Source organism: Veillonella atypica (genome assembly GCF_041431435.1).
Lineage (GTDB): Bacteria > Bacillota > Negativicutes > Veillonellales > Veillonellaceae > Veillonella > Veillonella atypica.
Window position 1 is genome coordinate 19,702 of sequence record NZ_JAPVXV010000006.1, and the last position, 25,514, is coordinate 45,215.

The window sequence follows — 25,514 nt, forward strand, 5'->3', positions numbered from 1 at the left end:
TGTTTTACGATTTATGTATGGTCGTTTATAGTTACTATTAGTACATGACCTTGTAAACAATGCTATATATGTGAGGAATTATGGAGTGGAAGTATCCAAGGTGTTTAAAAAAAGGTATGACTATTGGGTGTATAGCACCTGCAAGTAGTAGTGATGAGTCTTTAGACACGATACAACAAATATGCGAGGAACATGGTTATCAGATTATATTTGGTGAATCTTGTTATCGCACTGGTTTGTATGGGGGTAGTCCTGAGGAGCAGGCACAAGAGTTTGAATGGATGATGACTGCTGCCCCATGTGATGCGGTGTTAGCGTTACGTGGCGGGTATGGTACGATGCGCTATATTGATCGTCTTGACTACACCGCTATACGTGAATATGGAAAGCCATTTATTGGCTATAGTGATTGTACAGCGTTACACATGGCTATCAATCGATATAGTCGTCTTGTTACGTATCATGGGCCAATGGGCGTAGATTTTACTAAATCACGAAATGAGGATATACACCATTTATTTGAGGGATTAGAAGGTAAACTTCGTGTTATTGAGCCTTTACCTGAGCCGCCTCGAGGGGCTATTGGTACAGAACTAGGGGACGGCATATTGCGCGGTGGCAATATGACTATGCTTTCTATGCTGTGTGGCACACCTTATTTCTTAGAGGATGATAGCATAGAGGATACGATTTTATTTATAGAGGATGTTGGTGAGGCACCATATAAACTAGATCGTATGTTACAACAATGGAGATTATCCGGCTTGTTAAGTCGGATAAAGGGGATGATGATTGGCACCTTTACCGATTGCGAAGGGGATGAGGACGAATCTGATTACGACATAGGTTATGAAGCTCTTCGATATATGGAAGAAAATAGAGCGGTACATCTATCCGATCCCTTTGTATGCTATGTGCCGACGGGACATGGTACACCGCATCAGACATTGCCATTAGGTGGGCATGTTCATTTTCGATATATTTCTAATACAATCGTATTATCGCCTTATACAGAACAACGTACATTATAAGGCGGCATGAGGATGGATATATGAATTTAAAGAACCGAGAAATTCAAGCGTGTACCATAATTGATGGTATACAAGATGAGTTGAAATCGATTTCATTATTTTTACATAACAACCCTGAATTAGGTCAACAGGAGGTGCGTGCTGTACAAACAATTAGCCGTTATATGGAGCAACATGGCTTTGATACGACCGTAGGGCTAACGAAATGCCCTGAATTGCGTACCGCTATGCGAAGTGATATAGGATTAGAGCGTTTGCATAAAATGGCTTTTTTAGGTGAATATGATGCACTGCCTGAATTAGGTCATGGGTGTGGACATAACTTAATCGCCATCATGAGCATGGGTGCCGCTATAGCGTTTAGTCAAACCGCTCGCGATACATGGGGAACAACTTTTTTTGGATGCCCAGCCGAGGAGACCATTGGTGGCAAGGTGTTTATGGCTAATGAAGGACTTTTTAATGGCTATGATGGGGCTCTCATCATTCATCCAGGCGGAGAGAATGAGGTGGGCGGTACCTCGCTGGCTACCCATCCTCTAGAGGTAACCTTTCATGGACGGTCATGTCATATTGCATCTTTGACTGACTCTGGAATTAATGCGTTAGATTGTGCTGTTGATTTATATCAATCTATTAAAATGATGAAACAAGATATCTTTCCCAAAGGGGCCATCGTAGGTGTCATATTTACTCAGGCTGGTACTGCACCCAATGTGGTAACCGATAAGGCTACATTACGAATGACAGTACGTGGCGCTACTGTATCTGATTTAGAAACTATTATTTTACCAGCTATTAAAGCAGAGGCTAATCGCATTGCTACAAGCTATGGTGCTACCGTGGATATGCATCACTATGAACCTTTATTTAAGGATATGAGGCAAGATGAACGTTTAGTATCCTTGTTTGATGAGGTGATGACTGAGTTTGGTGAAAGCCCACGAAAATTACCACCCGATGAGGCCGATGGCAGTACCGATGTAGGAAATGTATCCTATGAAGTGCCTACGGCGCAGCCTACTTTGAATATAGGGAATCAGTTAGAAGCACATACTCCTGAGTTTGCTTGTGCTGCAGGGTCTCCTTATGGATTGGACCAAGCTATTAAAGGTGCTAAGATTATGGCCGTTGTTGCCTTGCGTTATGCGGAATCATTAGAAGTGTAAATTTTGACATATCTAGTGTAATCAAGGTACAATAAATATATTAATTAGTGTGAACTAAGCCGTCTTATTTAGACGGCTTTTATTCCGATGGAGATAGATAATGAGTGTATTAACAGTATCCCATGTGACTCATGGCTTTGGGGCACGACAAATATTAGATGATGCATCGTTTCGACTGTTAAAGGGGGAACATGTAGGTTTAATAGGTGCTAATGGAGAAGGTAAATCTACCTTCTTAAACATCATTACCGGCAAACTACCACCAGATGAAGGCAAAATAGAGTGGTCTAATCAAGTAACAGTAGGTTACTTGGACCAGCATGCAGTACTCGAAAAGGGCATGACAATTCGCGATGTATTACAACGTGCCTTTGATGATTTGTATGTTATGGAGTCAAAGATCAATGATGCATACAATAAAATGGGTGATGTATCAGAAGATGAAATGCACCGTCTCTTAGAACAAGTCGGTGAATGGCAAGAAATCTTAGAACAACGTGGGTTCTACGAGATTGATGCGGTCATTGAACGAACTGCACAAGGTTTAGGGCTTATGGATATTGGTTTAGAGTGTGATGTATCTGAGTTAAGTGGCGGTCAACGTACGAAGGTTTTGTTGACGAAACTATTATTAGAAAAGCCGACCATATTGCTGTTAGATGAACCAACAAACTATTTAGATGTAGAACATATTCATTGGTTGCAAAACTATTTGCAAAATTACGAGAATGCATTCATTCTAATCTCTCATGATATGGAATTTTTAAACTCCGTAGTCAATGTCATCTATCACATTGAGCAAGCTGTCCTTACTCGATATACGGGAGATTATCATCAGTTCCAAGCGGCTTATGAAGTTCAAAAGGCACAAGCGCGTAAGGCTTATGAACGACAACAACAAGAAATTGAGCGTATGGAGGATTTCATTCAACGCAATAAGGCACGTGTGGCTACGCGCGGTATGGCAAATTCCCGTGCTAAACGGTTAGAAAAAATGGAAATCCTTGAAAAACCGAAGGAATATATCAAACCATCCTTTGGCTTTAAAGAAGGTCGTACACCTAGTCGTTTTATTGTTGAAGCCTTTGGCCTTGAGATTGGTTATGACGAACCGCTTACAAGACCTGTAGACTTTCAAATTGAACGAAACAAAAAAATCGCTATTCGCGGTGTCAATGGTTTAGGTAAGACTACATTGTTAAAGACCATTTTAGGATTGTTAAAACCTGTCAGTGGCGAATTGGTGAAGGGTGATTTCCTCGAAGTAGGTTATTTTGCTCAAGAAGATGCACCATCTAACTCGGAAACTGCGTTAGATTATATTTGGAATGAATATCCGGCTATGACGAATGCTGAGGTTCGTGCAGCACTAGCGCGATGCGGATTGACGAACGAACATATTACATCTCAAATGCGTGTCCTATCCGGTGGAGAAAATGCAAAGGTGCGACTCTGCAAATTGATGCAGAAGAAATATAATGTTCTTGTTCTTGATGAACCGACAAATCATTTGGATATCTATGCTAAGGAAGAATTGGCACAGGCGTTGCGTGAATTTAAGGGAACCATTGTTCTCGTTAGTCATGAACCAGAATTCTATGAAGGTTGGGTCACTGATATTTGGAATATAGAGGATTGGACAACGAAAATTGTTTAGGAGGGCCTATGAATCAACTTGCAAAAGAAGGTATAGAACAGTTTTTACGTGCTCTATCCGTTGATACAAAGGCGCCGGAGTTAGAAAAAACGCCGACCCGTGTAACAGAATTGTATGAAGAGCTGTTTTCTGGTGTCGGGAAGGAAACAAAGAAACTATGGGGTGAACTGTTTTCTACGGATTACAATGGTTTGGTAGCCGTTACAGACATTCCATTTTATTCAATGTGTGAACATCATTTATTGCCATTTTTTGGTACCGTAGATGTGATATATCAACCACATAGTGGTTGTGTAGCTGGCTTAAGTAAGTTTAATGATGTAATTACGGTGTTAAGTAGAAAGCCACAATTACAAGAACGCTTAACTCGAGAAATCGCTGACGCTATAGAACGTGATTTATCAGCAGACGGTGTTTTTGTACGTCTTAAAGCAACACAATTATGTATGTTGATGAAGGGGACTTTGCAACAAGGTTCGCAAGTTGTTACTATAGAAAGTAGAGGCCTATTACGAGAGGCTGGCTCTTTGCGAGACGAAGCATTGGCTATGTTAGGAGGCACAAATGTATAAACGTAGACAATATACTTGGAGTGATGGAAAATCATTACGCTTATTTGACCATACATTAATTATGGGAATCTTAAATGGTACACCAGATTCCTTTTCTGATGGCGGATTGCATAATACACCAGAAACAGCCGTTACATGGACTAAACAAATGATTCAAGATGGGGCTGATGTTATCGATTTAGGTGTTGAATCTACACGCCCTGGATGCACTCCATTGAATGCGGATGAAGAAATTGAACGCCTTAGTGTACTATTGGATCCTGTATTAGAAGCATCCTCTGTTCCTGTTTCTATTGATACATACCATGCAAAAACGGCAGATTATGCATTCTCTAAAGGGGCGCATATTCTAAATGATATATGGGGATTGCATTATGATCCTGATATGGCTGCTGTAGCAGCAAAATATCGAGTGCCAGTTATCATTATGCATAATAGCAATGATACAAATTATGATGACATCATTGAAGATATGAAAGCCTATTTTTTCTCGGCTGTTGATAAAGCGTTAAAAGAAGGTGTACAACCACAAAATATTTGGCTCGACCCAGGTATTGGATTTGGTAAAACCGAGGAACAAAACATTGAGGTATTACAACGATTAGGCGAAATTACAGCTTATGAATATCCGGTGTTATTGGCACCTAGTCGCAAACGCTTTATAGGCTCAATGCTCGGTGGTCTACCTCCAGAAGAACGCGATGAAGGCACTGTTGCTGCTTGTATTACCGGGGTATTCCAAGGGATTGATATGGTTCGCGTGCATAATGTATTGATGCATAAACGAGCTCTAGCTGTAGCAGACGGATTATTGCGGGGCGAATAAGGAGTTTACTATGGATAAAATCATATTAAAGAATATGGCTTTTTATGGGTATCATGGTAATTTAGATTCTGAAAAATCACAAGGTCAACGATTCTACGTAGATGTTGAAATCAAGACTGATTTAACAAAACCAGGTCAAACAGATATGTTAGAGGATTCTATCAACTATGTTGAGGTTTATGACATGGTAGCTTCCATTATGACTGGTGAAAGTTGTAATCTCTTAGAACATATAGGAGCATTGATTGCGGATACATTGTATCAACACTTTCAAGGCATTATCGGTCTAAGTGTAGCCGTGCGAAAACCATCTGTGCCAATAGCAGGTGTATTAGATTATGTAGAGGTTGTAACAACTCGAGGTCAAATTTAATGTATACATACTATATTAGTGTAGGTTCTAATATAGGAAATCGCCGTCAGTTTATTATGGGCGCATATGATTCGCTTTCAATACATCCTCAAATTCATAACATTACTAGTTCCTCCATTATGGAGACAGAGCCTTGGGGCTATACAGAGCAAGATGTATTCTTAAATGCCGTTTGGCGTGTATCTAGCTCCTTAGAACCTCATAAGTTGCTCGATGTCTTACAGTCATTAGAGTGTGAAGCTCAACGTAAGAGGGATATTCATTGGGGACCAAGAACACTTGATCTAGATATTGTATATGCTCTATCAGATGGTGGTGCGTGTATGTCGATTAATGATGAGCGATTAGTGATTCCTCATCCTTATTTTTGGGATAGGCTATTTGTTTTAGCGCCCTTGATGGAGCTAGATAAAGAGTTTACGTATAATGGGGAATCCATAGGTGATAGGATTCAAACACTAAAGACATAATATGAGATGTGTATTCATAAGGGGTTAAGATGAATGCAAAACGACTGGGCTTTATCATTGTTGCCATTCTTTTAATGGGATTGTCTTACTGGGCAATGTCAATGGTTAATGATGATGTAAAGTCTGTGAAAGTTGATCCAGAACAGCATACATTGATGGTTACATCGAATGATGCTATTATATCGAAGCGACTGTTGGCGATGAAGCAAATCGGTGACAACGTATATTTTTTAGGCTATGAAGGTTATGGTATTTATAATGTAAGGGATAATACCATTCGCCTTAATGCAGTTCAATTTAAGGGAACACATATTGATCCAGGACAACTAAAAAACTATCAAAAGGGCGTGCGCCATGTTGAGAATATAAGTAGTTTTCGGGATTTTACAGCTGAAGAACAGCATAACTTTACCGATATGCTAAATGCTACGGATAAGGGAGCTCATTATATAGAGCCTTATTATCAATCAGGTTATGAATCATCTCTCATCGATTTGGATACATCGTTTTTTATCACGAATAATGTAAAGTCGCTTAAACAAAGAGCTACTAAAATATATATATTGGATGGTTCAGGATTTATCATTATTGATCAATCGAAACAAGAAATTCAGGGATATTTTAATACTCGTATTCTAGGAGAAGGAACAAAAGGGATTCCAGATAGCTTGAAAGGTTATTATGGATCTCGATTTATACGAATCTATGCATTAAATAAAATAGATTCAGATGATTTGACTATTTTATGGAATATGCGTAAACAATATGTAGAGAAAAATAAAATTGATGTACAAGGCGAGAATTTATTTCCTTTAGAATTATCTGACGTACATTAGCTCAAAGTCTTGCGGGTATGGCCTTAATTCCATCCATTGTAGGTGCAGTTATCGTTATTGCTGTAGTGAGTTTCTTTTTTGGAAGGGACTAACAATATATTTAAAAAAGGACTATTATAGTAAGTGGCTATAATAGTCCTTTCAATTATTTATAAAACAATGGTATTGAGGAGGCCCTTATGAAATTACGTAAAGTAGGTATTATCGGAACTGGACATGTAGGCTCGCATGTAGCCTTTTCTTTAGCTTTGCAAGGCGAAGTTGATGAGTTATATATGATGGATATTGATGAAAAGAAAGCTAAAGCACAGGCTATGGATGTTAATGATGCGGTTAGTTATATCCCTCATCGTGTAACGGCTACATCTGGTCCGATTGAAGAATGTGGTGATTGTGATATTCTTGTTTTTAGTGCGGGTCCACTACCTAATTTATATCAAGATCGCCTAGAAAGCCTTGGTGATACAATCGCAGTACTAAAGGATGTTATTCCTCGCATTAAAGCATCTGGATTTAAGGGCTTTATTATTTCTATATCTAATCCAGCAGATGTAGTGGCTACGTATTTATGTAAACATTTAGATTGGAATCCAAAGCGCATTATTTCGTCAGGTACAGCGCTAGATTCTGCAAGATTGCAAAAAGAGTTAGCTCATATATTTGATATTAGCAATCGAACTATTACTGCTTATTGCATGGGTGAGCATGGCGCAAGTGCTATGGTGCCATGGTCCCATGTGTATGTACAAGGCAAGCCGTTAGTAGAATTGCAAAAAGAATTGCCTCATAGATTTCCAGAACTAGATCATAAACAAGTTTTAGATGATGTTAAAATCGGTGGATATCATGTGTTGGCAGGCAAAGGCTCTACGGAATTTGGTATAGCAAGTGCCACCACAGAGTTAATTCGCTCTGTATTCCATGATGAGAAAAAAGTATTGCCATGTTCTTGTTATTTAGATGGGAAATACGGGGAAACAGGCGTTTTTGCATCCACACCTGCTGTCATTGGCAAGGATGGCATAGAAGATGTTCTTGAATTACAAATGACAGAGGATGAATTGGCTTTATTTAAGAAATCCTGTGCGGTTATTAGAGAATATGCAAAAAAAGCAGAAACTATGTAATGTACCTTAAATATATTTTAAAATAAATCTACTTTTATACAATTTTCTACCTATAATTTCCTAGGGGTTCTGTGGTATAATTTGTTATTATGTATATAGTTAATACTATTTTTGGGGGCGCTACATGAAACAATCTGAACATCGTGAAAAACCGATAAAGCGTAGACGGGTGCAACGAAATCGACGCGCTGAAGATCGTAAGATTGTCATTATGTGGGTGAAACGTATTGCAGTTGCAGTAATGGTTATGCTTTTACTTGGACAAGCATATCGCTTAGTAGCTATATATCAAGAAAAACAACATATTGAACAACAATTGCAAGAATTGCAACAAAGAAATGATGAATTAGAACAAGAAAAAGCAAAGCTACAAGATCCTAAGAATATTGAAAATGTAGCACGTGAGCAATTAGGCCTCGTTAAACCAGGTGAAGTGCCATATGTAAAATGATCTTGTCATCATTGGTGTAGTTTTAGTTTATATTTTGAGGTTTTATTAGGAGGTTGCATGGCAATCGAAGTTGGTAGCGTTTTAAACGGTACAGTTTCCGGTATTACAAAGTTTGGTGCTTTTATCGATTTAGGTGATAAACAAACAGGTTTAGTTCATATTTCAGAAGTAGCTCATGGCTATGTAGAGGATATTAACGATGTACTAAAAGTACAAGATGCAGTGAAGGTAAAGGTCTTATCTGTAGATGGTAGTAAAATTGGTCTTTCCATTCGTCAAACTCAAGAAAAACCACAAGTAGAGGAACGCCGTCCAGAGCGACGTGTACAAAGTCGACAAAGTGCAGAGTCTTTTGAGGCAAAGATGAAATCATTCTTGCGTGATAGCAACGAGCGATTACATGATTTAAAACGCAATACAGAAGGTAAACGTGGTGGCCGTGGCGGTCGTCGCGATTAAAATAAAGAGATGGTTTCGGCCATCTCTTTGTGCATATACTTTAAAATTGCAATTATAGTGGGTAATTAATAGAGGGATAATAAGGAGGGGCGACTATGAAAGCTGCTATTATCGATGTAGGTTCTAATTCTATTCGATTATTACTAGGAACTTATACAGATGGTCAATGGTATAACGAACCAAAGCGGTTATGGACAACGCGATTAGGCAAACGAAATGAAGATGGATCGTTAACGACAGAATCGATGGATGCATCTTATAAAGCGTTTTCTGAAATAGCCACTCTAGCGAAAGATTATGGCGTAGACCATTGTCTTGCATTTGCAACGAGTGCCGTTCGAGAAGCATCAAATGGCATTGCGTTTATGGAGCAAGCCATGACATATTGCTCCATGACGTATCGTATCTTAAGTGGTGATGAAGAAGCAGTTTATGGATTTAAAGGCGCTTTACAAGATCGTTTAGCTGACGGATTACATTATGCAACCATTGATATTGGCGGTGGTAGTACTGAGTTGGCGCTCGGTTCTAAAGATAGCATCTATTGGAGTCGCTCCTATCCGGTTGGTGCGGTACGCCTTAGACCTCTTTCGGATGAAGGCCCTCAACGAGTATGGGATGAAACACGGTTTTTATGGGACCCCATGATGATAGAGGGTACATTTGGTGATTTTATTGGTATCGGAGGTACTATTACAACCTTAGCGGCTATTGATTTAAAAATGACAGAATATGATGGACATAAAATTCAAGGTCATAAGCTTTCTAGAGAATGTATAGAAGGTATTATTTTACAATTGCGCTATATGAGCCGTGATGAGCGTTTACATGTACCAGGATTGCAGCCTGGGCGTGCAGATATTATTGTAAGTGGTGCTGAAATACTAACATCATTTATGGATGCTTATGAGGTGCCTCATATTTTTGTAAGTGAACAAGATGGTATGGAAGCATTACAACAAGAATTGATTACAAGTTATGATGAGACAGCACAGTAAATCGACTCCTAAACAAATCAAACAACTCCATAGAATGGTTAATAAGACCTTAAAAGATTTTAGTTTATTTCCTCATGAGGCACGAGTTTTAGTTGCTTGTTCGGGCGGCCCAGATTCTATGGTCTTATTAGATGTTTTACAATATGTAAAGGTACATAGAAAAGCACGGTGGACTATTGGCGTTACTACAATGGATCACTCGATTCGTAGAGAAAGTCTAAGTGAATTGCAAATGGTTGAATCGTATTGCAACAAGAGAAATTTGCCGTTTTGGGGCATTAAAAAGGATATTCCCACTATGGCCGGGGAGCGAAAGGAATCGTTAGAGACTGTTGGTCGATGCGAGCGCTATAAGTGGTTCAATGAATTAGCTGAGCGTGAACATTATGATTATATTGTCACTGCTCATCATAAGGATGATCAAGGGGAAACCATTTTAGCCCACATATTGCGAGGGTCTGGTATCAAAGGTATTACCGGCATGTCTGTGATTAATCATGATTACACTGTTCCTATAGTTAGACCTCTATTGGCGGTTACAAAAGATGAAATACTAGAATATGCTCGTTTACAGGATATTGAATATTGCGTGGATGCATCTAATGAAGATGTGAAATATAATAGAAACCGCATTCGTCATGAGGTAATTCCTATGCTACAAACCATTAATCCCAATGTAGTAGATGCCTTATGTAGATTGGGTGATATTGCTCAAGTTGATGAGGCGTATCTTAATGGTGAAAGCCAGCGCTTGTTTATACAATTAATACAATCTGTAGATAATGGATTTCAGGTATCCAGGCGTCGTATGCGGGCACTACCGCTCGCTATGCAGCGACGATTGTGGCAATTGATGATACCCAGTGTTTCATTATCCCTAGCGCATCAAGAACAATTGGCCCATATCATACGTACGGGGGAAGCTAAAACTTTCACCATACAAAAAGTTACAATTAACGCGCAATGTGATACAATACTTGTATATTGCAAACATTAGATATAGATCCGGGAGGTCTTATATATGCATCAAGATGTAAAAGAAATTTTATATTCTCAAGAACAATTAGCAACTCGCATTCGTGAGTTAGGTGCTGAGATTAGCAAAGATTATGCTAATGAATCTGTTGTATTAGTCGGCGTTTTGAAAGGCGCTATAGTTTTCTATACCGATTTAGCTCGCACCATCGATGATTCAGTAGATGTATCATTCGATTTTATTTCTTGCTCTAGTTATGGTGATGGTACAACAAGTACTGGTGTGGTCCGTATTTTAAAAGATTTAGATCGTTCCGTAGAAGATAAAAATGTACTCGTTGTAGAAGATATCGTAGATACGGGCACAACCCTTCATTATTTATTGGATAATTTGAAGGCTCGCGGCGCTAAGAGTGTTCGACTTGTTGCCCTTCTTAATAAACCAGAACGCCGTAAAATGGATGTAGATGTCGATTATGTAGGCTTTACAGTTCCAGATTATTTTGTTGTTGGTTATGGCCTTGATTATGCTGAACAATATCGTCAATTACCATATATTGGTATTTTGAAAGAATCTGTTTACCAATAAGGGTGTAATATATTTATAACTAAAATAATGGCGAGTATTTGTTCGCCTTATATGGTATAATATAATAATGCATATCATTATGCATTATTAGGTTATACATTACATGTGAAAGGAGTAATTTTTTGAGTCAATTTAGTAAAAAACTCGTCCTTTACTTACTTATCATTGCAATTGCCGTTTTCGCTATAGATTCTCTTGCAGGGCAGAATACTAATAAGGCCGAAATGAGTTATACCGGTTTTGTTCAACAGGTACAACAAAAAAAGGTTGAATCTGTAACGATTACAAATGACCATGGAATCAAAGGGAAATTAAAAAATGGTACAGATTTTGTGTCCTATGCTCCATCTGATGATACGTTGATTAAAACGTTGACAGATAATGGTGTTGAGATTACTGCTGCACCACCTGAACAACCTTCTTGGTGGGTTAGTTTATTAGGCTCCGCGATTCCTATTATTATCCTTGTGGTTGTGTTCTTCTTCATTATGCAACAAACCCAAGGTGGTGGCGGTCGCGTAATGAACTTTGGCAAAAGTCGTGCTAAGATGATGGGCGATGGTAATGTAAAGGTTAAATTTAGCGATGTAGCTGGTGCCGAAGAGGCAAAACAAGAATTGACAGAGGTTGTAGAATTCTTGAAGGACCCAGGTAAATTTACAAGTATTGGTGCAACCATTCCGAAAGGTGTCTTGTTAGCAGGACCTCCAGGCACAGGTAAAACCTTATTAGCTAAGGCTGTAGCCGGTGAAGCTGGTGTTCCATTCTTTACCATTTCCGGTTCCGATTTCGTAGAAATGTTTGTCGGTGTCGGTGCATCTCGCGTACGTGATTTATTTGGTCAAGCAAAGAAAAATGCGCCTTGTATCATTTTTATCGATGAAATTGATGCGGTAGGTCGTCAACGTGGTGCTGGTCTTGGTGGCGGTCACGATGAACGTGAACAAACGCTAAACCAATTACTCGTTGAAATGGATGGCTTTGGTGCCAATGAAGGCATCATTACCCTTGCAGCGACTAACCGACCAGATATTTTGGACCCTGCATTATTGCGTCCTGGCCGCTTTGATAGACAAGTTGTTGTTGGACGTCCAGATCTTCATGGTCGTGAAGCAATCCTTAAGGTTCATGCACGTAATAAACCTTTAGCAGATGATGTAGACTTAAAAACGATTGCGAAAAAGACACCTGGCTTTACTGGTGCTGATTTGAGCAATTTGTTAAACGAAGCTGCATTGTTAGCTGCGCGCTTAAATAAAAAGGTTATCACCATGGCTGAATTGGAAGAAGCCAGTGAAAAGGTTAGCATGGGCCCTGAACGCCGCAGTCATATTGTGAGCGAAAAGGATCGCAAATTGACCGCTTATCATGAATCTGGCCATGCCATCGTGGCTCATTTATTGCCACATGCAAACCCTGTTCATAAAGTAACGATTATTCCACGCGGTTATGCTGGTGGTTATACAATGATGTTACCTAAAGAGGAACATGATTATAAGACTAAAGCACAACTATTGGCGGACATACGCGTAGCACTTGGTGGTCGTATTGCAGAGGCTCTTGTACTTGGCGATATCAGTACGGGCGCATCTGGCGATTTACAAAGTGTAACGAATACTGCACGTTCTATGGTTACTCGTTGGGGGATGAGCGATACATTGGGACCAATTGTATTTGGTGAACAACAAGAGCAAGTATTCCTCGGCAAAAATATTGGTCATGAACGCAACTATAGTGAAGAAGTTGCAAGTAAGATCGATGTTGAAATTCATCATATTGTAGATGAAGCATATCGCGATGTAGAACAACTCTTAACAGATAACATGGATTTCTTACACAATATGGCAAAGGCTTTATTAGAAGAAGAAACTATTGATGCTAAGGCTGTTGAAAATCTTCATAAATATGGTACTACTAAGGCTCCTGATGAAACAGAAGCGCCTACAGCAAGTCATATGGATGCGATGGTTTCCATGCCTAATGCTACTGAAGAAACTAAGACAAGCTCTACAGAATCTGATGTACAATCTTAATACATAACTAAGGGGCTGTAACAAAACAGCCCCTTAAATTTAAAAAGCTATTAGTTGGTTATATGAAATCAACTAGTAGCTTTTGGTATTTCTAAGCAAAAAGGGCCCCGAAGGCCACTTTTAGTATGTAATAAATGGGCTCTTAAAAAATAGAACAGGCGTGTACTAATTTAGGAAAGGTATGTATGGTGCTTCTAAAAAATAGAACAGGCCTGTTCTATTTTAAAATAGGTATGTATATGTAAGGCAATATAAAAGGGGCTGTAAGAAAACAGCCCCTTGTTGTATATATAGTTGTTTTCCTTGCTATTGTCCATCACAGGCATGTCTCGTAGCCATCAATTTTTGAGTGCGTTGATTCTTTCGTTTTTGAAGGTATCGTTGGGCTAGTACATTTGGCACAGCCACACCGACTGCGATACCCACAATAGATAGAATGCCAGTCGTCCCGTTTTGTGCCATGTACAATAGACCTGATTCGTTTAGTGAGTTTATGTGTAATATATCAAATAGAAAACGATAGAGAAAAATGCCGGGCATCAGTGCGATAGCTGATGGTACGACTAGTACCGGACCAGATGTTCGTAGCCATGTGGAGAGTTTGACAAAGATGACGCTCATTACGGCTGCACCAATGAATGTAGCACCGGGTAAGGCAAATCCATATTCTAAAAGCATTAGATTACGAATTGCTACGCAAACGACACCGCCTAGCCCGATATAGGGTAATAGTCGAGCTGGTGAATTAAATAGTACAGCAAATGAGGCGGCGGAAACAAAGGAACCAATAATCTGTGCTATAGAAAAAATATGAGGCTTAATATCCACAAAGTTAAATGCCGGCAATGGACTGAAGTAAAGCGCCATCGCCATGCCGAGTGTCATGCTGCCCACGATGAGTAAGGTTCTAATAGCTCGTGTTATGCCGGATAAAATGTGGTTGTTTATAGTATCGATAACCGAATTGATAAGTGGCACACCTGGAATCATGAAGAGTGTACAACAGACGAGGACATATACCAGTGATCCTAACTCGATGAAGGTATAGAAACCATAGGCAATAAACATGGCCGTAAAGGCGCAGATAGCGTTGCCTAAATATTCATTAAATCCAAGGCGCTGAGATACGACCCTCATAAAATAGCCACATAATGAACAGATGAATGTTACTACTAATGCAATAATATCCGCACTGTATAAGTAAGCTAAACCAGCAGAGCCTAATGCGCAAGCAATACCTTTTGCCCAGACTGGATAGACGGGAATCGTTTGTTGTAGTTTTCCAACTAAACGTTCATAGGTAGTTAAAGAATAATGGCGTTCAAAAGCTCTCCAAGTTAGTTTTGATACGGCATTAATCATAGCCATATTCGGTATGTGGGTTGGCGTTTTTCGGAAAACTGTTATAGAGCGCTCTTCATGAAAAATATTAATCATAATCGTTGTATAACTAATGTGGATATTTAAATAATTGTGTGGAATCCCCATAAATGTAGCAGCTTGTTGAATCTCAGATACCATACGTACCGTGTCAGCACCACATTCCATTAGGAGTTTAGCGATATTTAATAATACATCCAATTTTCGATGAATATGGATAAAGGGGGTCTCTAGGACCTCATTTTTTTCTTCTAATGTAAATTGTTTCATTGATACTCCTTAATTTCATCATCCTTTACTCATTATACTATTAATGGCCTTTAATATCATTCATTAATCTATTTGTCTACCTAATGGGGTATAAAAATCTAGATTTTTTGCATTTTTTTGAATGATTATTTATTAAATTGATAAATAACACTTGCTTTTTCAAGGGCCCACTTGTACAATCGAATTGTAAACCGACAGGAGAAAGGGGCCTTATCATGCGTGATGAAGTACTAGAATTCTTAAGACAGAATCAAGGTGACTTTGTTTCAGGTCAAGATATGTCTGAAGCATGTCATGTATCACGAACTGCCATTTGGAAGCATATAAAAGCACTAAGACAAAAGGGCTATAAAATTGAGTCCTATACAAAGCGTGGTTATCGTTTGTTGGAGGAACCGGATTTGTTAAGCCCATTAGCAATGAAACAAATATTGAATACCGATATTTTTGGTAAACGATATGTATATATGGATACAACTGAATCAACGAATTTAGAAGCTCGTAGATTGGCGCAACAAGGCGCTGAGGAAGGCACCGTAGTCGTTACAGAGGAACAGGCTGCTGGTCGTGGTCGCTTGTCTCGTGGTTGGTATTCTCCCTTTGGAAAAGGCTTGTGGTTTAGTCTTATTCTCCGACCTGATTTTCCCCCTGCGGAGGCTCCTAAATGTACGTTGATGGCTGCTGTGGCGCTTACCAAGGCGTTTCACAAAATGGGGCTTGCTGATGCAGGTATTAAATGGCCGAATGATATTTTGGTAAATGGTCGTAAGCTTGTTGGTATATTGACGGAAATGTCTGGATCGATGGAGGAAATTTCCTATATCGTTATGGGCATAGGGGTCAATGTTAAGACGAAACAAGAAGAGCTACCGGAAGAAATAAAACAAATCGCCACATCTCTCTTAATGGAAGGCGTTGATATTGAACGGACAGAAGCTTTCAAAATCATCTTAGAAGAATTAGAACATCAATATTACGATGTGCTAGATAGTGGATTTGAGGATACCCTAAATGAATGGCGTAAGTTGAGCGTTACTTTGAATCAAGAAATTGAGGTTAGAGCACCGGGGAATACCTATGAAGGTGTGGCAACTGATATCGATGACGATGGAAATTTATTGGTAAAAACGACTAATGGAGAAGTTAAACGAATTGTTGCAGGCGATGTTTCTATACGTCCGCGAAAATAGGAGGAATGCATGTTATTAGTAATTGATGTGGGAAACACGAATATTGTTCTCGGTGTTTACGATAAGAAAAATTTAGTAGGACACTGGAGAATTTCTACAGATCGTGTGCGTACCACGGACGAATATGGCATGTTGATGATGAATTTGTTTTTTCATGATCGCAAGGTTAACGCAAAGGATATCAAGGCTATCATTATTTCCTCTGTAGTACCGCCATTGATGCCAACATTAGAACGTGTATGCTTGCGTTACTTTAATGTAAATCCTATCATTGTAGGCCCTGGCACAAAAACAGGTATCGCTATTAAATATGATAATCCTCGTGAAGTAGGTGCTGACCGCATCGTCAATGCCGTAGCGGCCAATGCTGTATATAAGGGGCCGTTGATTATCATTGATTTTGGCACCGCTACAACTTATTGTGCAGTCCTTGGAAATGGTGATTATATTGGTGGCGTTATTACGCCAGGCGTAACGATTTCAGCAGAGGCTCTGTTCCAACGCGCTGCAAAATTGCCTCGTATTGAGGTAAAGGACCCAGGTCAGGTTATTAATCGTAATACGGTATCATCTATGCAATCCGGTATGTTCTATGGCTATGTAGGACAGGTAGAGGGCCTAGTGACACGTATGAAAGCTGAAATGGGTGGTGATGTAACTGTGGTGGCAACAGGTGGCTTGGCACAGCTCATCAGCAGTGCTACCGATTGTATCGACCATGTAGAACCAATGCTTACATTGGAAGGTCTCCGCCTTATTTACGAACGAAATAAATAATGGTACTATAATAGAGTTGGTTGTAATTATAGTATGAATGTATAACAACAGGTACGGCTTAGGCTGTACCTGTTTTATTAGGTGAATTATAATGATAGAAACATGGACCATTGGCAATGTACCTATCCAAGGTAAGGCTATTTTAGCGCCTATGGCAGGGGTTAGCGATATAGCATATCGACTGTTGGCCAAAGAACATGGTGCCTCCATGGTTTGTACCGAAATGGTCAGTGCTATGGGTATCAAATATAAAAATGAGCGCACGCATGAGTTATTGCGTATGGAAGCGGTCGAGCATCCTGTATCGATGCAAATTTTTGGTTCCAATCCAGAAGCAATAGCATTGGGCGCGAAGGTGGTAGCAGATGCTGGTGCAGATATTGTAGATATCAACATGGGGTGCCCTGTTAAAAAGGTCGTCTCTAGCGGTGACGGTTCGGCGTTGATGAAAACACCTGACTTGGCGGCTCGCGTAGCAGAAGCCGCAGTAAAAGCTGTTGATGTGCCGGTGACGGTCAAAATGCGTATCGGTTGGGACGATGATCATATCAATGTGGTCGACTTTGCCAAACGTATCGAAAGTACTGGTGTTGCAGCTGTTGCTGTTCATGGGCGCACACGGGAACAGATGTATATGGGGCGAGCTGATTGGTCCTATATAAAAGCGGTTAAAGATTCCTTATCAATCCCCGTAATAGGGAATGGTGATGTATGGACCCCTGAAGATGCGCTTCGTATGATGCAAGAAACAGGTTGTGATGCGGTTATGATTGGTCGTGGTGCACAAGGCAATCCATGGATTTTTGAGCGCACTAATCACTATTTAACGACAGGTGAATTAAGACCAGAACCTACCTATTTAGAGCGACTAGATATGTTGCTCAAACATTTTGAACTACTCTGTCGGTATAAAGGGGCGGCTCTAGGGGTAAGAGAAATCCGAACACATGCGGGATGGTATATGAGGGGAATGCCTGAAGCAGCTTATTGGCGTAATCGTGTGAATACAATTCACACTGTTGAAAGTTTTAAAACAGAGCTTTCAACCTATAGAGATGTATTGGAAAACTGGGGCTCACATTGACAAATACAGGGGTTCTTAGTATAATTGATTAAAAATTAAAGATGAAAGATAAGGTGTCATCGACTATGACACTTTTTCTATTATTTATATGTAGAAAGATTAGGAGAATCCATGGCAGACGTAAAAGAAACATTACTTACAGCCGAAGGTTTGAAAAAACTTGAGGATGAATTAGCATATTATAAATCTGTGCGCCGTATTGAGGTGTCACAACGTATTAAAACAGCTATTGAATACGGCGATATCAGCGAAAACTCTGAATATGATGATGCTAAAAATGAACAGGCTTTCATTGAAGGTTATATTTCTGAGTTAGAAAATAAAATTAATACAGCAAAAATCATTGATGAATCCATTAAGGGTGATGTAGTATCCGTAGGTAGCAAGGTTACCGTATTAGATACAATGTACAATGATGAATTGGAATATGTTATTGTTGGTTCTTCCGAAGCAGATCCTTTCAACAATCGTATTTCCAACGAATCACCTGTAGGTAAAGCTATTTTGGGTAAACGTAAGGGCGATGAAGTAGAGGTATCCACACCAGATGGTCCTGTTACTTTCAAAGTGTTAGCAATTCAATAATTTTTCATTTTAACAAAAGAGGCGATAACATGAGTGAAGAAATTAAAAATTTACAAGAAGAATTAAATGATCAAATGCAAATTCGCCGCGACAAATTGGCTGAATACGAAGCTGATGGTATTTATCCATTCGGCCAACGGTTTGTTGTTAAAGATCATGCAAAAGATATTAAAAATGACTTCTTGAACTACGAAGACCAACCTGTAGTCATCGCAGGTCGTTTGATGACGATGCGTTCCCATGGTAAAACAGCGTTTGCCAATATTCGCGATTTGTCTGGTGATATCCAAGTATATTTCCGTAAAGATGTATTGGGCGAAGATAATTACAAATATGTAAAAATGCTTGATATTGGCGATATTGTAGGCCTTGAAGGCCATGTATTTAAAACTCACAGTGGTGAAGTTACGATTAAAGTCGACAAATTGACATTGTTATCCAAAGCATTGCGTCCATTACCTGAAAAATGGCATGGTTTAAAGGATACTGAACTTCGTTATCGTCAACGTTATGTAGATTTAATCGTAAATCCAGAAGTACGGGATACATTTGTTAAACGTTCTAAAATCGTTGCGAAGATTCGCGAATACATGATGAACGATGGCTTCATGGAAGTGGAAACACCTATGATGCATCCAATTCCAGGTGGTGCTGCTGCTCGTCCATTCATTACGCATCATAATGCGCTTGATATTGATATCTATATGCGTATTGCACCTGAATTATACTTAAAACGTTTAATTGTTGGCGGTATGGAACGCGTATTCGAAATGAACCGTTGTTTCCGTAATGAAGGTATCGATAATCGTCATAACCCAGAATTCACAACCATCGAATCCTACCAAGCATATGGTGATGTAGAAGATGCAATTCGTTTAACAGAAAATCTTGTATCCTACTGTGCTCAAGAAGTACTAGGTACACAAGAAATTACATACCAAGGTACTGAAATCAATTTAACTCCACCTTGGAACCGCATCACAATGGCAGAAGGTGTAAAAAAATACACTGGCGAAGACTTTGATGCAGTAACTACTGTAGAAGAAGCGCGTGCTATTGCAGATCGTTTGAATGTAGAATACACAAATAATGATGGTATTGGTAAAATCTTGAATGCTTGCTTCGAAGATTATGTAGAAGAAAACTTGATTCAACCAACTATCGTGTATGGTCATCCAAAAGAAATTTCTCCACTTGCCAAAGCAAGTCGTGAAAATCCATTGGCTACAGAACGTTTTGAAGCGTTTATCTATGGCCGTGAATTGGCAAATGGCTTCTCCGAGTTAAATGACCCAATTGACCAAAAACAACGTTTCTTGGATCAATTGAAAGAACGTGAAGCTGGTGATGATGAAGCTCACCGTATGGATGAAGACTTCGTCAATGCTCTTGAATACGGTTTACCACCAACAGCAGGTTTGGGCGTTGGTATCGACCGTCTTGTTATGTTCTTGACAGACTCTGCATCTATTCGCGATGTATTGTTGTTCCCATTAATGAAACCTGAAACATCTCAAGTTCAAGAAGAAATAACTGAATAATTTTTAAATTAAAGGCTGTAATAGAATGCGGTGAAACTGTGTTCTATTACAGCCTTTTTTTGTGTGCCAGTAAGTAGATATGCATGAAGTGGTTGGTATATATTACTTTACATATTAATAATGGTTATCAACATATGAAAAAGTTTATACAACTATATTCTATAATTTAATATAATATTCATTTTGCATAAAACTCATAGTTGCTATGTGTGCATGTGTAATTCGTATTATTAAACGCTATAAATTAAATTGTATAAATGTTAGAATATACATAAAGATAAAGAATACACCTAACTAAATGAGATAGCTATCAATTACTAAAGGGGTATACATCTTATATTTATGTACATAAGTTCCATTAATTTTAATTACAACTCTTACTTTAGGAGGAACGTATTATGAAACACATGAAGGTTGCATTTTCTCATAAGGCACAATATTACTTTGGACCTTTAGACGGCCATGAAAGTGTAGATTTAAGTCAAACCGATTTTACTGATATAGGAGCCATCGTTATTAGTGAAAGTGATACAGCTATCTTAGATAATGAAACTGTAAAATCTTTTGGCATCCCTGTATTCTTAGTTGTTTTTGATAATTCTGTTGATATCGATCAATTCATGGGGAAAGTGGAACGTGTAATTGATGGTTCTAGTACAAACTTCGACTTATATAAACGTCAAATCGAAGCTGCTGCTGACAAATATGAAGAATCTATGTTGCCTCCATTCTTTAGAGCGTTGGCTGATTATGTAGAAGAAGGTAACTCTCAATTTGACTGTCCAGGTCACCAAGGTGGTCAATTCTACTGTAAACATCCTGCAGGTCGTGCATTCTACGATTTCTACGGCGAAAACGTGTTCCGTTCTGACCTTTGTAATGCGGACGTTGCATTGGGCGACCTTTTAATCCATGAAGGCCCAGCTTGTGCAGCTCAACAACATGCAGCACAAGTATATAATGCAGATAAAACTTATTTCGTATTAAATGGTACATCTTCATCCAATAAGGTTGTATTGAATGCTCTATTAACACCTGGCGATATCATTTTATATGATCGTAATAACCATAAATCTATTTGCCATGGTGCTCTTGTTATGGCTGGTGCAACACCTGTATACCTTGAAACGGCTCGTAACCCATTCGGTTCTATCGGCGGTATTTTGGAACACTGCTTTGACGAAAAATATATTCGTGATTTGATTGCTGAAAAAGATTCAGAAAAAGCAAAAGCTGAACGTCCTATTCGCTTGGCTGTTATTCAATTAGGTACATACGATGGTACTATTTACAATGCTCGTCAAGTTGTTGATAAAATTGGTCACCTTTGCGATTACATCTTCTTTGACTCCGCATGGGTTGGTTACGAACAATTTATCCCTATGATGAAAGATTGCAGCCCATTACTTTTGGAATTAGGTCCTAATGACCCAGGCGTATTGGTAACTCAATCCGTTCATAAACAACAAGCTGGTTTCTCTCAAACATCTCAAATCCATAAAAAAGATAAGCACGTTAAAGGTCAAGATCGTTATGTAAACCATAAACGTCTTAACAATGCATTTATGATGCATGCTTCTACATCTCCATTCTACCCATTATTCGCCGCACTTGACGTTAATGCGAAGATGCATGAAGGCGAAGCTGGTAAGAAGTTATGGATTGACTGTGTAGAAACAGTTATTGATGCTCGTAAATCTGTATTGAAACATTGTAAATACCTTCGTCCATTAGTACCTCCTGTTGTACATGGTAAAAAATGGGAAGATGGGGATACAAAAGCGATGGCTCAAGATGTGGAATACTTCGCATTCGAACCTAATGCTAAATGGCATTCCTTCAAAGGTTATGGTAAAGGCCAATACTTTATCGATCCTTGCAAATTCCAATTGATTACACCTGGTATTAATGTAGAAACTGGTGAATACGAAGATTTCGGTATTCCTGCCAATATTCTTGCAAACTACTTGCGTGAAAATGGTATCATTCCTGAAAAATGTGACTTGAACACAATTCTATTCTTGATGACACCAGCAGAATCCAAAACTAAGATGGATGATTTAGTTGCACAATTGATTCGTTTCGAAGAATTAATTGAAGCCGATGCACCTATGCAAGATGTTTTACCATCGATTTACTATGCTAATATCGATAAGTATAAAGGCTATCATATCCGTCAATTATGCCAAGAAATGCATGATTTCTACAAAGATAGACAAGTTAGTACATTACAAGAACGCTTGTTCTTACATGACTACTTCCCAGAATATGTATTGAATCCTCAAGATGCAAACTTTGAATTCCAACGTGGTAAAGGCGAACTTGTACCATTAGATGAAGCTGAAGGCCGCATTGCTCTTGAAGGCGCTCTTCCTTATCCTCCTGGAGTATTGTGCGTACAACCTGGTGAACGTTGGTCCAAGACTGCTTGTGATTACTTCTTAGCACTACAAGAAGGCATTAATAAGTTACCTGGCTTTGCTCCTGAAATTCAAGGTGTATACATTACACCACAACCAGATGGAACTAAAAAAGCATATGGTTATGTATTGAAAAAAGAATTTGAAAAATAACACTATTGTGTGCCGTCAGAGTTTCTCTGACGGCGCCACAATCAATAAAAAGGTGGTAAAACTATGAGTACAGGCAAAAATAAGATGTCCGTATTGCAGCTGACAATTTTAACAGCTGTAAATATGATGGGCTCCGGTATTATCATGTTGCCAACAAAGTTGGCACAGGTAGGTGCTCTTTCAATCGTATCTTGGTTGATTACAGCCGTAGGCTCCATGTGTTTGGCATACGCATTTGCTAAATGTGGTATGTATGGACGCAAAGGTGGCGGCATGGGTGGTTATGCTGAATATTCCTTCGGTAAAGCGGGGAACTTTATGGCAAACTATACCTATGGTGTATCTCTTTTGATTGCTAATATTGCAATTGCTATTTCCGCTGTAGGGTATGCAGCAACCTTTGCTGATGCAACATTAACACCATTAATGACTGGTATTTATACAATTTTCACGTTATGGCTTGCAACAGTATTGAACTTTGGTGGTGCTAGTATTACAGGTCGTGTATCTAGCTTTACTGTATGGGGCGTTATTGCACCAGTACTTGTAATTAGTACTGTAGGTTGGGCATATTTCTCCGCAGATATGTATGTGGCAAACTGGAATGTCAACAACATGCCATTTGGCGAAGCGGCTACAAACTCCATCGCCATGACATTGTGGGCTTTCCTTGGTCTAGAATCCGCATGTGCTAATGCTGATGCTGTAGATAATCCAGAAAAGAATGTACCAAAAGCCGTTCTTGGTGGCACATTAGGCGCTGCTGCGATTTATATCGTTTCTACTAATATGATGTTTGGTATCGTACCAGCTAGCGAACTCGTTAATAGTAACGCACCATTCGGTCTAGCGTTCGCGTCCATGTTCAATGGTACAGTTGGTAAAATCGTTATGGGCCTTATGGTTATGTCTTGCTTCGGTTCCTTACTTGGTTGGCAGTTCACGATTGCGAACGTATTTAAAGGCGCTGCTGACGAAGGTTACTTCCCTAAATTGTTCAGTAAAATTACATCTAAAGATGCTCCAGTAGTTGGTATGGTAACAATTACTATCTTGCAATCTTTTATGAGTTTGATGACAATTAGTCCTTCCTTAAGTGAACAATTCGAAACATTGGTTAACTTGGCCGTTGTAACGAATATTATTCCTTATCTATTATCCATGGGTGCCGTTATCGTATTGATGAAAGCTGCAAAACGTGCTGGTAGTGAACTTAAAGGTACGACATTCATCGCCTTTATCGGTTCCTTATATAGCTTATATGCATTGTATGCATCTGGTTTTGAAGCTATGACATACGGTTCTATTGTAACCTTTGCAGGTTGGACATTATACGGTTTCGTATCCGATCGTTTTGATTTAGAACATAATATTGGTAAATAGTACCATTAAGCTATTGTTATAAGAACTTTGGCGATACTATCTCCTTTGAATAGCCCTCTGCTATTAGAAGTATAGAATTCTAATAGTGGGGGGCTATTTTGTGTGATTTTAAAAATACTCAATATTAGAGTATAATAAAATAATATAGGTATAAAAGGGGGTAATTATGGATATATTAGCTGCAAGGCGTTCCATAGAACAACGATTACTAAAGCAATCCGTTGCATTAATGTCGTTGGTGGCCGTTAGTGGTACTATTATGGGTGTAATTACTGGTTCTAGTGCCGTATTATTAGATGGTATATTTTCATTCATCGATGTAATCATTAAGATTATGATGCTTATGACGGCCAAATTGGTAGCGCGCGAAACAAGTAAACGGTTCCAGTTTGGATATTGGCAATTTGAGCCTCTTGTGCTCGTTGTGGAAGGATTTTTTATCCTATTGATTGTATTATACGCATTGATTAGTGGTATAGGGGATTTACTAAATGGTGGTCGCCATGTTGATTTCGGTATAGCTATTTACTATGCTATTTTCTTTACTATAGCCGATACAGCATATTATTTTTATGTACATCGCATTAATAAAAGTTTACAATCGAATCTAATCAAGTTTGATAATGTGAGCTGGTCTGTTGACGCGTGGCTTGAGGCAGCCATCCTCATCAGCTTTATAGCTGCTATCTTGTTAGAGGATACATCATACAGTTATTGGGCGGTATATATTGACCCTATCGTTTTGATTGTACTAGCATTGCAAATGACACCATCTGTTATTAAGATTATTGTACCTTCTACAAAACAAATCTTGGGATGGGCGCCTTCATCCTTGCATGATGAGGTACAAGAAATCATGGATCGTTTTATGGAAAAATATTCATTTAAGGATTATGTGACGAGTGTACAGGCTTATGGTAACTCGCGCATCATAGAGATTGATATTCTAGTGCCAAAGAAGTTTCCTTATCAAACAATAGCAGAACTTGATCGTATTCGAAATGAAATAGATGAAGAAATCGGAGGTAATCCCACAGAGAAATGGGTCACTATCTCCTTCACTGCCACACGTAAATGGATGGCTAAGGATTATCTTCTCGATGAAGAAGATGATGAATAATGCTATATTTTATGGTATACTTAAATGTATTAAAATACTAAATTG

At 39.0% G+C, this 25,514-nt stretch carries 24 protein-coding genes and 1 pseudogene; 24 read left to right on the forward strand and 1 reads right to left on the reverse strand.

Going from position 1 to position 25,514, the window contains the following annotated elements; genetic code table 11:
• Positions 1–80: 80 nt before the first annotated feature.
• The 16 genes and pseudogenes from O3598_RS08130 to ftsH all read left to right on the forward strand — a co-directional run bounded on the left by O3598_RS08130 (position 81) and on the right by ftsH (position 13,566).
• The gene (locus tag O3598_RS08130) at positions 81–1,031 is read left to right on the forward strand and encodes a S66 peptidase family protein (protein ID WP_371452332.1); all 951 of its coding nucleotides are present in this window, start codon (positions 81–83) and stop codon (positions 1,029–1,031) included.
• A gap of 20 nt (positions 1,032–1,051) precedes the next feature.
• Positions 1,052–2,200, forward strand: coding sequence for an amidohydrolase (locus tag O3598_RS08135; RefSeq protein ID WP_371452333.1), 1,149 nt, complete (start codon positions 1,052–1,054; stop codon positions 2,198–2,200).
• Positions 2,201–2,300: 100 nt separating this feature from the next.
• Positions 2,301–3,857 (forward strand): ABC-F family ATP-binding cassette domain-containing protein, encoded by a 1,557-nt coding sequence (locus tag O3598_RS08140; RefSeq protein ID WP_371452334.1) that lies wholly within the window; start codon positions 2,301–2,303, stop codon positions 3,855–3,857.
• Between the two features lie 8 nt (positions 3,858–3,865).
• On the forward strand, positions 3,866–4,429 hold the full coding sequence (gene folE / locus O3598_RS08145) for a GTP cyclohydrolase I (RefSeq protein ID WP_371452336.1): 564 nt from the start codon (positions 3,866–3,868) through the stop codon (positions 4,427–4,429).
• Complete coding sequence (folP, locus tag O3598_RS08150) at positions 4,422–5,255, forward strand: dihydropteroate synthase (protein ID WP_371452337.1); 834 nt, start codon at positions 4,422–4,424, stop codon at positions 5,253–5,255. The genes folE and folP overlap by 8 nt, the downstream gene beginning before the upstream one ends.
• Positions 5,256–5,265: 10 nt before the next feature.
• Complete coding sequence (gene folB, locus O3598_RS08155) at positions 5,266–5,628, forward strand: dihydroneopterin aldolase (RefSeq protein ID WP_275249324.1); 363 nt, start codon at positions 5,266–5,268, stop codon at positions 5,626–5,628.
• Positions 5,628–6,098, forward strand: a complete 471-nt coding sequence (gene folK / locus O3598_RS08160) for a 2-amino-4-hydroxy-6-hydroxymethyldihydropteridine diphosphokinase (protein WP_371452339.1) — start codon at positions 5,628–5,630, stop codon at positions 6,096–6,098. Before folB ends, folK begins: the two co-directional genes overlap by 1 nt.
• A 29-nt stretch (positions 6,099–6,127) precedes the next feature.
• Positions 6,128–6,934, forward strand: coding sequence for a hypothetical protein (locus O3598_RS08165; RefSeq protein ID WP_371452341.1), 807 nt, complete (start codon positions 6,128–6,130; stop codon positions 6,932–6,934).
• Positions 6,928–7,026, forward strand: a pseudogene (locus tag O3598_RS08170) (GlsB/YeaQ/YmgE family stress response membrane protein); the annotation flags it as partial. The gene O3598_RS08165 and the pseudogene O3598_RS08170, both read left to right, overlap by 7 nt.
• An 87-nt stretch (positions 7,027–7,113) precedes the next feature.
• Positions 7,114–8,061, forward strand: coding sequence for an L-lactate dehydrogenase (locus tag O3598_RS08175; RefSeq protein WP_371452342.1), 948 nt, complete (start codon positions 7,114–7,116; stop codon positions 8,059–8,061).
• A gap of 124 nt (positions 8,062–8,185) precedes the next feature.
• Positions 8,186–8,512 (forward strand): FtsB family cell division protein, encoded by a 327-nt coding sequence (locus O3598_RS08180; protein WP_005379832.1) that lies wholly within the window; start codon positions 8,186–8,188, stop codon positions 8,510–8,512.
• 57 nt (positions 8,513–8,569) lie between these two features.
• Positions 8,570–8,971, forward strand: a complete 402-nt coding sequence (locus O3598_RS08185) for a S1 domain-containing RNA-binding protein (RefSeq protein WP_005379830.1) — start codon at positions 8,570–8,572, stop codon at positions 8,969–8,971.
• A 95-nt stretch (positions 8,972–9,066) separates the two neighbouring features.
• A complete protein-coding gene (locus O3598_RS08190; protein ID WP_371452344.1) occupies positions 9,067–9,969 on the forward strand; it encodes a Ppx/GppA phosphatase family protein in 903 nt (300 codons plus the stop codon).
• Positions 9,950–10,966, forward strand: coding sequence for a tRNA lysidine(34) synthetase TilS (gene tilS / locus O3598_RS08195; RefSeq protein ID WP_503462046.1), 1,017 nt, complete (start codon positions 9,950–9,952; stop codon positions 10,964–10,966). The genes O3598_RS08190 and tilS overlap by 20 nt, the downstream gene beginning before the upstream one ends.
• A gap of 24 nt (positions 10,967–10,990) precedes the next feature.
• Positions 10,991–11,533: a hypoxanthine phosphoribosyltransferase gene (hpt, locus tag O3598_RS08200; protein ID WP_005376588.1), complete on the forward strand. Its 543-nt coding sequence runs from the start codon at positions 10,991–10,993 to the stop codon at positions 11,531–11,533.
• A gap of 122 nt (positions 11,534–11,655) precedes the next feature.
• The gene (gene ftsH / locus O3598_RS08205; protein WP_311532493.1) at positions 11,656–13,566 is read left to right on the forward strand and encodes an ATP-dependent zinc metalloprotease FtsH; all 1,911 of its coding nucleotides are present in this window, start codon (positions 11,656–11,658) and stop codon (positions 13,564–13,566) included.
• Positions 13,567–13,872: 306 nt separating this feature from the next.
• Here the strand turns inward: ftsH and O3598_RS08210 are convergent, their stop codons facing one another.
• The gene (locus O3598_RS08210; RefSeq protein WP_371452345.1) at positions 13,873–15,216 is read right to left on the reverse strand and encodes a threonine/serine exporter family protein; all 1,344 of its coding nucleotides are present in this window, start codon (positions 15,214–15,216) and stop codon (positions 13,873–13,875) included.
• Positions 15,217–15,431: 215 nt separating this feature from the next.
• On the opposite strand from O3598_RS08210, the gene O3598_RS08215 reads away from it, so the two are divergent.
• From O3598_RS08215 to O3598_RS08250, 8 genes are all read left to right on the forward strand, one after another.
• On the forward strand, positions 15,432–16,406 hold the full coding sequence (locus O3598_RS08215; protein ID WP_005376606.1) for a biotin--[acetyl-CoA-carboxylase] ligase: 975 nt from the start codon (positions 15,432–15,434) through the stop codon (positions 16,404–16,406).
• A gap of 9 nt (positions 16,407–16,415) precedes the next feature.
• Complete coding sequence (locus O3598_RS08220) at positions 16,416–17,183, forward strand: type III pantothenate kinase (protein ID WP_005376623.1); 768 nt, start codon at positions 16,416–16,418, stop codon at positions 17,181–17,183.
• Positions 17,184–17,274: 91 nt separating this feature from the next.
• Complete coding sequence (dusB, locus tag O3598_RS08225) at positions 17,275–18,267, forward strand: tRNA dihydrouridine synthase DusB (protein ID WP_287502480.1); 993 nt, start codon at positions 17,275–17,277, stop codon at positions 18,265–18,267.
• A gap of 111 nt (positions 18,268–18,378) precedes the next feature.
• Entirely contained in the window at positions 18,379–18,852 is a 474-nt protein-coding gene (gene greA, locus O3598_RS08230; protein ID WP_005379802.1) for a transcription elongation factor GreA, read from the forward strand.
• Between the two features lie 29 nt (positions 18,853–18,881).
• Positions 18,882–20,393, forward strand: coding sequence for a lysine--tRNA ligase (lysS, locus tag O3598_RS08235; protein WP_005383100.1), 1,512 nt, complete (start codon positions 18,882–18,884; stop codon positions 20,391–20,393).
• Between the two features lie 398 nt (positions 20,394–20,791).
• Positions 20,792–22,966 carry an ornithine decarboxylase SpeF gene (gene speF / locus O3598_RS08240; protein WP_371452347.1) on the forward strand — a complete coding sequence of 725 codons (2,175 nt, stop codon included), beginning with the start codon at positions 20,792–20,794 and terminating at the stop codon, positions 22,964–22,966.
• Between the two features lie 63 nt (positions 22,967–23,029).
• Positions 23,030–24,349, forward strand: coding sequence for a putrescine-ornithine antiporter (potE, locus tag O3598_RS08245; RefSeq protein ID WP_005379822.1), 1,320 nt, complete (start codon positions 23,030–23,032; stop codon positions 24,347–24,349).
• A 166-nt stretch (positions 24,350–24,515) separates the two neighbouring features.
• On the forward strand, positions 24,516–25,469 hold the full coding sequence (locus O3598_RS08250) for a cation diffusion facilitator family transporter (RefSeq protein WP_005379813.1): 954 nt from the start codon (positions 24,516–24,518) through the stop codon (positions 25,467–25,469).
• Positions 25,470–25,514 lie beyond the last annotated feature (45 nt).